General features: G+C 38.6%; 11 protein-coding genes. All 11 read left to right on the top strand.

The features are described 5' to 3' along the window. Nucleotides 1-299: 299 nt before the first annotated feature. Nucleotides 300-1,211 (top strand): glycosyltransferase family 2 protein, encoded by a 912-nt coding sequence (locus VSX58_RS05495; protein ID WP_327617227.1) that lies wholly within the window; start codon nucleotides 300-302, stop codon nucleotides 1,209-1,211. A 19-nt stretch (nucleotides 1,212-1,230) separates the two neighbouring features. Further along, nucleotides 1,231-2,664, top strand: a complete 1,434-nt coding sequence (gene wbaP, locus VSX58_RS05490; protein ID WP_327617226.1) for an undecaprenyl-phosphate galactose phosphotransferase WbaP — start codon at nucleotides 1,231-1,233, stop codon at nucleotides 2,662-2,664. A 56-nt stretch (nucleotides 2,665-2,720) separates the two neighbouring features. Next, nucleotides 2,721-3,806: a glycosyltransferase gene (locus tag VSX58_RS05485; RefSeq protein ID WP_327617225.1), complete on the top strand. Its 1,086-nt coding sequence runs from the start codon at nucleotides 2,721-2,723 to the stop codon at nucleotides 3,804-3,806. Between the two features lie 6 nt (nucleotides 3,807-3,812). Next, a complete protein-coding gene (locus VSX58_RS05480; RefSeq protein ID WP_327617224.1) occupies nucleotides 3,813-4,967 on the top strand; it encodes a glycosyltransferase family 4 protein in 1,155 nt (384 codons plus the stop codon). 197 nt (nucleotides 4,968-5,164) lie between these two features. Then, entirely contained in the window at nucleotides 5,165-6,028 is an 864-nt protein-coding gene (locus VSX58_RS05475; protein ID WP_327617223.1) for a glycosyltransferase family protein, read from the top strand. Nucleotides 6,029-6,199: 171 nt separating this feature from the next. Further along, on the top strand, nucleotides 6,200-7,621 hold the full coding sequence (locus VSX58_RS05470) for a mannose-1-phosphate guanylyltransferase/mannose-6-phosphate isomerase (protein ID WP_327617222.1): 1,422 nt from the start codon (nucleotides 6,200-6,202) through the stop codon (nucleotides 7,619-7,621). A 16-nt stretch (nucleotides 7,622-7,637) separates the two neighbouring features. Further along, the gene (gene cpsG / locus VSX58_RS05465; RefSeq protein ID WP_327617220.1) at nucleotides 7,638-9,017 is read left to right on the top strand and encodes a phosphomannomutase CpsG; all 1,380 of its coding nucleotides are present in this window, start codon (nucleotides 7,638-7,640) and stop codon (nucleotides 9,015-9,017) included. 237 nt (nucleotides 9,018-9,254) lie between these two features. Further along, entirely contained in the window at nucleotides 9,255-10,319 is a 1,065-nt protein-coding gene (gene rffG / locus VSX58_RS05460; protein WP_327617219.1) for a dTDP-glucose 4,6-dehydratase, read from the top strand. A gap of 19 nt (nucleotides 10,320-10,338) precedes the next feature. Beyond that, entirely contained in the window at nucleotides 10,339-11,208 is an 870-nt protein-coding gene (gene rfbA / locus VSX58_RS05455; RefSeq protein WP_327617218.1) for a glucose-1-phosphate thymidylyltransferase RfbA, read from the top strand. A 1-nt stretch (nucleotide 11,209) separates the two neighbouring features. Beyond that, nucleotides 11,210-11,746 carry a dTDP-4-dehydrorhamnose 3,5-epimerase gene (rfbC, locus tag VSX58_RS05450; protein WP_327617217.1) on the top strand — a complete coding sequence of 179 codons (537 nt, stop codon included), beginning with the start codon at nucleotides 11,210-11,212 and terminating at the stop codon, nucleotides 11,744-11,746. Then, nucleotides 11,743-12,600 (top strand): dTDP-4-dehydrorhamnose reductase, encoded by an 858-nt coding sequence (rfbD, locus tag VSX58_RS05445; protein ID WP_327617216.1) that lies wholly within the window; start codon nucleotides 11,743-11,745, stop codon nucleotides 12,598-12,600. Before rfbC ends, rfbD begins: the two co-directional genes overlap by 4 nt. Nucleotides 12,601-12,664 lie beyond the last annotated feature (64 nt).

Here is a 12,664-nt window from a genome sequence, read left to right as displayed (position 1 = left end):
TGTTTTCCCTTATATCTCCCATTATTATCTATTGCCATAGAGGGCGAAGCGTTCTGGCGTCATTCCCAATAATACAGGGTTTAAAACAACGGATTAACAGATTGTAAATAAAATTGCATGTTGAATTTCATAAAAAGCAAAAATCGTTTATAAAATAGAACTTCTGAAGTTATATTTAATGTTTATTTTAGATGGAAATTAAATATACCTTTTGGATAAAACCATTAATAATATAAAAATCAAATTAGATAAATTTAATATGATTGCCTGTTTATTGTTGCTTTCAACGGTGAAATATAATGCGAGTTAAAGTGGTTATTCCTGCTTATAATGGCGGCGAATTGTGGCGGAAGGCTTGTGCCGCTATAAAAAAACAATCTGAAGATTTTGAATCCGTATTGGTAATTGATTCATCCAGTAGTGATGATACCCGTCAAATAGCGGGAGATTCTGGTTTTCAGATTATTAACATTAAGAAAACGGAATTCAATCATGGGGGAACCCGAAATCTGGGAGTCGAAAAAGCTGCGGATGCGGATATAGTGATATTCCTTACGCAGGATGCCATACCGGAGTCGGGGTGTATTAAATCTATCGTATCGGTTTTTAATAATCCAAAGGTGGCGGTTGCCTATGGCCGCCAGCTACCCCATGATGATGCTAACCCTATTGCGGCGCATGCGCGTAATTTTAATTATGGCGCAGAAAGCCATATACTAGGTTTAGACGATAGAAAGAAGTATGGTATTAAAACAGTTTTCTCCTCTAACTCTTTTTCCGCCTATCGTACCGATATATTTAGAACGCTAGGAGGTTTCCCTTCTAATACTATCCTGGGCGAAGATATGTACTTTGCGGCGAAGGCCGTGTTAGCCGGCTATAAAATTGCCTATGTTGCCGAGTCTGGCGTAAAACATTCGCATAACTATTCCGCTTGGGAAGAGCTTAAACGATATTTTGATATTGGCGTTTTTCATCATGATGAGCCCTGGATTAGAGAGAGTTTTGGCGGCGCCGGCGGAGAAGGGAAAAAATTTATTTTTTCAGAATTAAAATTCTTACTAAAAAGATCTCCACTTTCAATTCCTTTAGCCTGTATAAATAATTTTTTTAAAATAGTAGGTTATAAGCTTGGGCAAAATTATAGCAGGTTACCTAAAGCTCTGGTGAAGAAATTCAGTATGCATAAGGGTTATTGGTCTAAGAATTAATATAAACTGGGGTGCAGTCATGCATACAATTAAAAATTCAATAAATAACAATATAATAAAGATTTTTTTAGCGCTATCGGATTTTTTGCTATTTAATTTATCACTGCTTATTACCTTAGGTTTAGTAAGCTTACTAAACTATAATGTTTCAGATTTTATTCCCGACTCAGAGCTTCCCGCGCGATTCACCTCGCATTTTATATTATCCTTGCTATGCATTGGCTGGTTTTGGGTGCGATTGCGCCATTATACCTATCGCAAACCGTTTTGGTTTGAGCTAAAAGAAGTTATTCGGACATTAGTAATATTTTCTGTTTTCGATCTGGCTCTTGTCGCTTTTTCAAAATGGCATTTTTCCCGTTATATCTGGGTAATCACATGGATGCTGGCGATTATTTTAGTCCCCCTGGGACGGGCGCTGGTGAAAAGGCTTTTAAATAAACTGGGCCTGTGGCAAAAGCAGACGATTATTATCGGCACCGGCAAAAATGCCCGCGATGCCTACGCTGCCTTGCAAAGTGAAGAAGTGCTGGGATTCGCCATCTGCGCTTTTTTCTCCAGCGGGAAACAGTGCGAGAAAGAACTGTTGGGAATACCGGTGATTTGCCAGGAGGAACAGCTCTGGCAACAGTGCGATCCTGAATCAACCCAGTTTATTGTGGCGTTAGAGTTTGATGAGCATGCCTTGCGTGATGAGTGGTTAAAGAAGCTGGCGAAGCACCATTGCCGTTCGGTGTCCGTGATCCCGACATTACGCGGCGTGCCGCTGTATGGTACGGATATGTCGTTTATTTTCAGCCATGAAGTTATGATTTTGCGCGTCAGTAATAATCTGGCGAAAAGAACTTCCCGCATTTTGAAAAGAACGTTTGATATTGTCGGTGCGGCGGGCATTGTTATTTGTCTTTCTCCGCTGTTGCTTGTTCTGGCATATCTGGTCTCTAAAGATGGCGGTAATGCCATTTATGGGCATGAGCGCGTTGGCCGTGACGGTAAAAAATTTAAATGCCTGAAGTTCCGCTCTATGGTTATCAATTCACAAGAGGTGCTGCAGCAATTATTGGCAAGCGACCCTGAAGCTCGCGCCGAATGGGATAAAGACTTTAAATTAAAAAATGATCCGCGTATTACCCGGGTAGGGCACTTTATCCGTAAAACCAGCCTGGATGAGTTGCCGCAGCTTTTTAATGTGCTGAAAGGGGAGATGAGTCTGGTAGGGCCGCGTCCGGTAATTGAAAAGGAGTTGGAGCGTTATGCCGGCGACGTTGATTATTATTTAATGGCCAAGCCGGGGATGACCGGACTATGGCAGGTGAGCGGCAGAAGTGATGTTGATTACGATACCCGCGTCTATTTTGATGCCTGGTATGTGAAAAATTGGTCTTTATGGAATGATATTGCAATTCTTTTTAAAACTATCAATGTGGTTATAAAAAGAGATGGTGCGTATTAAATATTATATTTAATAATAAGGTCATCTGATTTTTTAATATGTTTAAAGGTTATTCCATGAGTAAAATAAATTATAATGATATTATTTTTATATCTATGTATTTACCAGAGCCAAATATACCTGAAGCAGGGCAAAAGCTAGCTTATCATAGATTGAATCAAATGATATTAGCTGGAAACAGAGTGCATTTGGTGTCCTTTGCTAATGAGAAAGAGTTAAATTACTTAAATAATGAAAGATTTAAAAATTGTGCCTCTATTAACTTAATTAAAATAAATAATACTAGACGATTAAAAAATTTTATAAAAAATCCGTTGTTGCCTGTTGGAGTCGGAATCAGAACGGATTCTGTAATGAAAAATGTAATAAAAAATATACTTAATGAAATTCCTGATGCAAAAATTCATGTCGAATATGAACAAGGTATTCAAAATATACCTTCATATCTGTATGATAAAACAACTCTAGTTGTTCATGATGTTATTTCTCAATCTATTGAAAGAGGCTTCGAGAATGCAAAGGGGATTATTTCAAAAGCTTTTTACTATACGCAGTTTGTTCTAATAAAGAAATGGGAAAAAAAATTAAAAGGTCTTGGTAAAATAATAGTGCTAAATTCCAAAGACAAAGAGTTGCTAGATATAAATGTGAATGTTGATAGAGAAAAAATATTCATAGACTACCCCGTGGTTGATAAATCTTTTAGCGAAATAGATAGAGATAATATAGAAAAAGGATCTATGCTATTTTGGGGGGCTATGAATAGAAAAGAAAATGAAGATGCTGTTATATGGTTTGTTAACGAAATATTCCCTTTAATAAAAAAAGAAATTAACAATGCTAAATTATATGTGGTCGGAACTTCACCATCTGAAACTATAAAATCTTTAGCTTGTGAGTCTGTAGTTGTTACAGGATTTGTTGAATCTCCAAAATGTTTTTTCGAAAAAGCACAAGTGGCAATAGTACCATTGAGATATGGTGCTGGGATTAAAATAAAAGTAATTGAAGCACTAGCAGCTAAAATACCGGTAGTATCAACATCTGTTGGTGCTGAGGGTATTATTGATAGTGATAATCACTTATATGTGGTTGATGATGCGAGATTATTTTCTCAAGAAACAATAAAACTTCTAAAATAGAAAAATATGAAAATATTAATTTTTAACACGCTTTATTATCCTCAAAAGCTTGGTGGAGCAGAAGTATCAGTTCAATTACTGGCAGAGACCTTGGTGGAAATGGGACATGAAGTAAAAGTTGTTTCATTAGTAAATGATCCAAATATATCAAATAATAATGTTAATGGTGTTCACTGTCAATATTACCCAATACCTAATATTTATTGGCCATTCGGTAATATTAAAGTAAATTTAATAAAAAAATTAGCTTGGCATATTTTAGACTGTTTTAATATAAAGTCATATTTTATTGCTCTTAATGAAATTAAGACGTTTAACCCGGATGTAATACATACAAATAATCTTGCTGGCTGGTCTGTTTCTGTTTGGAGTGCATCGAAGCGATACAATAAAAAAGTAGTACATACGACTAGAGATTACTATTTAATACATCCTAATAGTACTTTATTTAAAAATGGGAAAATAGTAGATGATGGCTCTTTTTTAGTTAATCTTATTAATTTCCCAAAAAAACTAGCCAGTAAAAATGTAGATGTATTTGTTGGAATAAGTGATTTCATAAGAAATATTCATTTAAGAAATAATTTTTTTATAAAAGCTGAAAGCAAAACAATTTATAATTCTGTAATACCTGTAATAAAAAATAAGTTAGTGCATGAGAACGATGTATGTAAACGACGAATTGGTTTTATTGGTCGACTTACAAAAGAAAAAGGATTTGATGTTTTTTGTCATATGGCTAAGAGTTTAAAGGATAATGATAAATATAAATTCATAGCTGCTGGAGATTTTATGGGGGAGAATAGCGAAATATATATTAATGCAAAAAAAACAGGAGTTGATTTATTAGGCTATATTTCGCTGGAAAATTTTTTGGAAATGACGGATATTGTTATTCTTCCTATTAAGTGGAATGAACCATTTGGAAGAGTCGTTGTAGAATGTGTATTGTCTGGAAAAATAGTGATCTCAACTCCTGTTGGTGGGATAACCGAACTATCTAGAATATTACCAAATATATATCTTACAGCGAATATAGAAGAAGATTTTACAAAATTTTTGGATATAGGTGCTATGCCTGTGACAGAAATGGAAAAAGGAATTTTCGATGAAAAAAATATCGCTAATAAATATATAGATGCTTATTTTAGCTCGATGTAAAAATAATTTAATTTTACTTTAAAATTTATTTTTTATTAAAATAACATAGAACTATATATCTTAATCGACACATATTGAAATAATAGTGGTGTTACAACGTTCACAATTTAAAAACTGAATAGTCTTACAAATAAAAAATTTTTATAAAAACACAAAAATATCTTCATATTATATTAAATTAACAATGGTTTGTTACTATGAAAACTAACATTTTAGTGGTTTTATATTCAAAAGAATGTGATGATTCAACGACTTTAAATTCTCTTATTAACTTAGCTAATATCAGTACTACACTGACCATATTTAATAATGGTCCATCATCGATTAAGAAAGATAGTGTTTTTTTGAATAAATTAAAAAGTAATTTTAGCCATTTGGTTATTATAGAAGATCTTAATAATAGGCCTTTAAGCTATATTTATAATGATTTTCTGAAAAGTAATCTATACTCACGATATGTTATTTTTGATGATGATACTACTGTGCCTATAGATTATCTAAATTATGTTCATAATGATGATGTTGATATTAGAGTCCCCATAATAAAATCGATATCTGGTACAGTAATGTATCCCAAAAGAAGAGGGTGCTTATTAGATAAGGAAGGTATGTATGATGATAATGATTTTATTTACACTATTGGTTCAGGATTGATTATATATAGATCTCTAATTGATAAGTTCTGTCATTATAATATCGCCTTATTTGATGAGCGCTATGCTTTATATGGTGTAGACGTTAGCTTGTTCAGAAGAATAAAGTTAATTAAAAACAATGGGTGTCATATAAATATTCAAATAGCAAACATTATATCTCATAGTATGTCTAGTCTAGAAGAAAAACCTTCTGAATTCCGTCGGATAGAAAGACTTATTGATAATGTTATTACTTTACGGAGTTATCCGGAAAGTTTTCTATCTTCTTTTATATTTTTTATAAAAATGTTTTTTAAAAGAATTGTGTTATTTAGATATAAAGAAGTTTTTATAATGTTTAAGATATTAATGTCAGGAATGCATCCTAGATGTAATAATATAAAAATAGCTTCAGATAAATCATAAATTCACTCCTGTGATTATTTTATATTTTTTTTAAAATGTGTTTAACTTATATAAAGCGGCTTCTCATAACTATATTAATATTTTCTAATATATAAAATCCTTATTGAATTTTTAAATAGAATTTATTAAAACCAAGATTATTGCATTAATTATTAATATAAGAGAGATACTATGATCCTTCCTGTAATTATGGCTGGTGGTACTGGTAGCCGTTTATGGCCCATGTCAAGAGAGCTTTATCCTAAGCAATTCTTACGTCTACATGGTGAGCAGTCTATGCTTCAGGAAACTATTTCCCGTCTAATCGGCCTTGAAGTTAGTAGATCTCTAGTTATTTGTAATGAACAGCATCGTTTTTTGGTCGCTGAACAACTGAGGCAGATTGACCAATTATCAAATAATATAATTCTTGAACCAGTCGGACGTAATACAGCGCCAGCTATTGCGCTTGCCGCATTAAATGCTATAGCGAATGGGGAGGATCCCCTTCTACTCATATTGGCTGCGGACCATGTAATAGAAAATACTACCATATTTCATCAAGCTATTCAGAATGCTATTCCTTTTGCGGAACAGGGAAAATTAGTGACATTTGGAATTGTGGCAACAGGACCGGAAACAGGTTATGGCTATATTCAGCGTGGTGAGGAGATTGATGCTATAGATGTCTCTGCTTTTCGGGTTCAACGCTTTGTTGAGAAACCTAATTTAGCAACGGCACGATCGTATTTGGAACGTGGTGAGTACTACTGGAATAGCGGTATGTTTTTGTTTCGCGCCAGTCGTTTTCTTGATGAACTGTCAACTTTCCGTCCGGATATCCTTCGTTCTTGCCAGCAGGCTATTTCTGCTCAGCAACCTGATGCGTTAGAAAATTTTATTCGTGTTGATAAGGAAGCGTTTATTGCTTGTCCTGATGAGTCTGTGGATTATGCGGTTATGGAGAAGACCACAGAAGCCGTTGTGGTTCCTCTTAATGCGGGTTGGAATGATGTTGGGTCTTGGTCTGCTCTGTGGGATGTGAATGATAAAGATTTCAATGGTAATGTTCTAACCGGTGATGTGTTTACGTATAATTCATCAGATTGCTACATTAATACCGATGAAAAATTAGTAGCTGCGGTAGGGGTAAAAAATTTAGTAATCATCAATACTAAGGATGCAGTATTGGTGATTGATAAATCCCAGGTTCAAGATGTAAAAAAGGTTGTAGAGTATCTAAAAGAAAATGATCGTTGTGAATGTCGACTTCATCGCGAATCTTACCGCCCATGGGGGCGTAATGATAAGGTCGTTAAAACACCTCGTTACCATGTCAACCGGGTTACTGTAAAACCGGGTGGTAGATTCTCTTTGCAAATGCATCATCACCGTGCTGAACATTGGGTAGTCCTTGCTGGAACGGCACAGGTTACTTTAAATGATAAAACCTACTTGCTGACAGAAAATCAATCGACATTTATTCCAATAGGTTCCATTCACATGTTGGAGAACCCTGGAAAAATTCCGTTAGAGTTACTGGAAATTCAATCTGGTTCCTATTTAGGTGAAGACGATATTATTCGTATAAAAGACCATTATGGCAATTGTTAATTTAGGGATAATTAAGATGTCAGAAAAACTAACTTGCTTTAAAGCGTATGATATTCGTGGAAAATTAGGAGCAGAGTTGAATGAAGATATTGCTTACCGTATCGGAAGGGCTTACGGAGAGTATTTAAAGCCTAAAAATATTGTGTTGGGTGGAGACGTCCGTCTTACCAGTGATGCATTGAAATTATCGTTGGCAAATGGTCTTCAAGATGCTGGTACTGATGTGCTGGATATTGGTTTATCTGGTACTGAGGAGATCTATTTTGCTACTTCTTATTTAAATGCTGATGGCGGAATTGAAGTAACTGCTAGCCATAATCCAATAGATTATAATGGAATGAAGTTGGTTTGTGAGGAATCTAAACCAATTAGTGGTGACACTGGATTACGTGATATTCAACGCTTAGCAGAAGAAAATAATTTTACGGAAGTAGAAATAGGTAAGCGTGGGGCATATAAAAAAATCACTGTATTGGATGCTTATATCGACAAATTGCTTAGTTACATCAATTTCCAAAAATTTAATCGCCAGCTTAAATTAGTACTGAATTCAGGGAACGGCGCTGCGGGTCATGTGATAGATGCTATTGAGGCTCGTTTCAGATTGGCTGGCGTGCCTGTTGAATTTATTAAGCTACATCATCAACCGGACGGACATTTTCCCAATGGAATTCCTAACCCACTTCTACCAGAGTGTCGCCAGGATACTACAGATGCGGTTCTCAAGCATGGAGCTGATATGGGAATTGCATTCGACGGAGATTTTGATCGCTGCTTTTTGTTTGATGAAAAGGGTAATTTCATTGAAGGTTATTATATTGTCGGATTATTGGCTGAAGCTTTTTTGGAGAAATATCCAAACTCTTACATTATTCACGATCCTAGATTGAGTTGGAACACGATTGATATTGTGACTAAGGCTGGTGGTATTCCTATTATGTCTAAAACTGGTCACGCTTTTATCAAAGAACGTATGCGTAAAGAAGATGCAATATACGGTGGGGAAATGAGTGCTCACCACTATTTTCGTGATTTTGCATACTGTGATAGTGGTATGATCCCATGGTTATTGGTTGCTGAGTTGTTATGTATTAAGGGACAGACACTTGGACAGTTAGTTCATGATCGTATGCTAGCCTATCCAGCCTCCGGTGAAATCAATAGTTCCTTGAAAAAACCGAAAGAAGCGATAGCCCGTGTGTTGAATAAGTATGAATCTGGAGCACTAGCAGTTGATTATACTGATGGGATCAGTGTGGAATATACAGATTGGCGTTTTAATTTACGCAGTTCCAATACAGAGCCCGTGGTCCGTTTGAATGTTGAGTCGCGATTTGATGTTGTACTAATGAAAGAAAAGACTAATGAAATTCTGACATTATTACGCATGGAATAATAATTAATAATGAGATACCGATTTATTAATTATTATGAGATGTTTTTTATTTATAAAGGTGATTTTTTAAGGCGTTTTTTAAAGATGGCTTTGAATTTATTGTTTTGAATAATTGCTTGTTATATATGCTTTCCAATATTAGCCTTAGTTAAACTAAACTATGATTCTGATATATAACTAGTTGCTATCAGAGTAGTTTCTTTTTATCAGCCATTATTAAAAATGAGATAATAGAAAATGAAAATTATCGTTACCGGTGGTGCCGGGTTTATTGGGTCTGCGGTTGCCCGCCATATTATTAATGATACGACGGATGAAATTCTGATAGTCGATAGCCTGACCTATGCCGGCAATCTTGAATCATTAAAACCGATTGCAAATAACGCGCGTTTTAAATTTGAACAGGTAAATATTTGCGATCGTAAAGAGTTAGAGCGTATTTTTAATGCCTTTAAACCTGACGCGGTGATGCATCTGGCGGCGGAAAGCCATGTTGACCGTTCCATTGACGGCCCGGCCGCATTTATTGAAACCAATATCGTTGGCACCTATACGCTATTGGAGGCTACGCGTCAGTATTGGAATTCATTGGACGATAATGCCAAAAAAGCATTTCGCTTCCATCATATCTCCACCGATGAAGTGTATGGCGATCTTCATGGTACGGACGATCTCTTTACCGAAACTACCCCGTATTCCCCCAGCAGCCCTTATTCCGCGTCTAAGGCTTCCAGCGATCATCTGGTCCGCGCCTGGCTGCGCACCTATGGCTTGCCGACCATTGTGACCAATTGCTCGAACAACTATGGTCCTTATCACTTCCCGGAAAAATTGATCCCGTTAATTATTCTCAATGCGCTGGAAGGTAAACCGCTGCCGGTATATGGCGATGGTGCTCAGATTCGCGATTGGCTGTATGTGGAGGATCACGCCCGTGCTTTGTACAAAGTGGTCACTGAAGGCGTTGTTGGGGAAACCTACAATATCGGCGGGCATAATGAGCGCAAAAATATCGAAGTGGTGCAGACTATTTGCCGGCTGCTGGATGAAATGGTGCCAAACCGGCCCGCTGGCATTGGTAAATATGAGGATCTGATTACTTATGTTACCGATCGTCCCGGTCACGATATGCGTTATGCCATTGATGCGTCAAAAATATACCGCGAATTAGGCTGGAAACCGCAGGAGACGTTTGAAAGCGGCATTCGCAAAACGGTGGAATGGTATTTGGTGAACGAGCAATGGTGGCGCCGTGTTAAAGATGGTTCCTATGCCGGTGAACGTCTGGGGCTAACGCGTTAATTTAGGAGAGATAAAGAATATGAAAGGTATTGTATTGGCAGGTGGTTCCGGAACGCGTTTGCATCCTATTACCCGCGGCGTGTCTAAACAGTTGTTGCCGATTTATGATAAACCGATGGTGTATTATCCCATCTCCGTTCTGATGCTGGCCGGTATCAGAGATATTCTGATTATCTCCACGCCGGAAGATATGCCTTCATTTAAACGACTTTTGGGCGACGGCAGCCGGTTCGGCGTCAATTTCAGCTACGCTATTCAGCCCAGCCCGGACGGCCTGGCGCAGGCGTTCCTTATTGGCGAAGAGTTTATTAACGGCGAGCGCTGTGCCCTGGTGCTGGGGGATAATATCTATTTTGGTCAAAGCTTCGGTCAAAAACTGGAAGCCGCATCGGCGCGCACGGAAGGCGCTACGGTATTCGGCTATCAGGTGATAGATGCCGAGCGTTTTGGCGTGGTTGAATTCGATAAAAATAATCGGGCGATCTCTCTGGAAGAGAAACCGCTGAAGCCTAAATCCAACTGGGCGGTAACCGGCCTCTATTTCTACGACGATCGGATCGTCGATATGGCTAAACAGGTAAAACCTTCCGCGCGCGGCGAGCTTGAAATTACCACGCTGAACGAAATGTATCTGGAGAAAGGTTTGCTGAATGTCGAACAGTTAGGACGTGGTTTTGCCTGGCTGGATACCGGCACGCATGACAGCCTGATGGAAGCATCGCAGTTTGTTCACACTATCGAAAAACGCCAAGGGTTTAAAGTTGCCTGTCTGGAAGAGATCGCTTTCCGCAAGGGGTGGTTGAGCAAAGAACAAGTGGCTGAAGAGGCGAAAGCCTTGAGTAAAACGAATTATGGGCAATATTTGGCCCGTTTGATTGGGGAGAAATAAGATGCAGGTTAAGGATACCCGTATTGAGGGCGTGAAAATCGTTCAGCCGAAGGTTTTTGGCGATGCAAGAGGATTTTTCTTGGAAACGTTTGAAAAACGACGTTATCAGGAGATGCTGAATATCGATCTGGATTTTGTACAGGATAACCACTCCCGCTCATCTAAAGGCGTATTGCGCGGGCTGCATTTCCAGAGATCAAATCCGCAAGGAAAACTGGTGCGGGTCGTTCGCGGTGAAGTCTTTGATGTCGCTGTTGATATTCGTCCTGGCTCGCCAACTTACGGCGCCTGGGAAGGGGTGATCCTTTCAGAAGAGAATAAAACCCAATTCTGGATCCCGCCTGGCCTGGCGCACGGTTTTGTTGTGTTGTCTGACGTGGCTGATTTTGAATATAAATGCACAGATTATTACAACCCGGCAAATGAAGGCTGCCTGCTGTGGAACGATCCGGACGTCGGTATCGAATGGCCTGTAACCGAGCCTCTGCTTTCTGAAAAAGACAAGTTAGGTAAACGATTTAAGGAGCTGGCGGTATGAAAATTTTACTGACGGGCGCAAACGGCCAGCTTGGCCGCTGTTTCCAGGATAGACTGCCCGCCGGCTGGCAGGTATGGGCGACGGACACCGCCGATCTGAATATCACCGATTATAAGAAGGTATTGGCGGCAGTAACAGAGTTTCAACCGGATGCTATTGTCAATGCGGCTGCGTACACCGCGGTGGATAAAGCGGAAAGCGAACCGGAACTGGCGGCATTGGTGAATAAAACCGGCCCGGAAAATCTGGCGCGGGCTGCTAAGGAGGTTGGCGCGCGTCTGGTTCATGTATCGACGGATTATGTTTTTGACGGCAACGCTACGGTTCCTTATGTAGAAACCGACAAAACCAACCCGCTGGGTGTGTATGGCAAGACCAAACTGGACGGCGAGATTGCCGTTTCTCACGTTCTGCCTGACGCTATTATCATTCGTACGGCTTGGGTATTCAGCGAATATGGCAATAACTTTGTGAAAACCATGCTGCGTTTAGCAAAAGATCGAGATGAGTTAGGCATTGTTGCCGACCAGCGTGGTTGCCCGACTTACGCAGGGGATATTGCTCAGGCGATTATTGATTTATTGAAGCAGAATGCTGATGGCGGTGTTTATCACTTCTGTGGTGATAAGGAAGTTTCTTGGTGTGAATTTGCCGAAGCTATTTTTTATAATGCGGTAAGATTAGAAAAATTAGAGAAAGCCCCGGTAGTTAAGGCGATTACTACGGAACAGTATCCTACTCCTGCAGCCCGCCCACTCTATTCTGTGCTGAACTGCGGTAAAATATCAGCGTTAGAAGTTGTTCTGTCTGATTGGCGCCAGGCGCTAACTGTCATTGTGGCGAAGCTGGACTGATTTAATGTGCATCAGGGAAAACGCCTGATGCAGCATAATTCCATTTTATTTTTAATATCTGCGG

The organism is Brenneria populi, from assembly GCF_036016195.1.
Classification (GTDB): Bacteria; Pseudomonadota; Gammaproteobacteria; order Enterobacterales; family Enterobacteriaceae; genus Brenneria; species Brenneria populi.
Note: the sequence above shows the minus strand (reverse complement) of the source record. Positions and strands in the feature narration are given on the sequence as shown.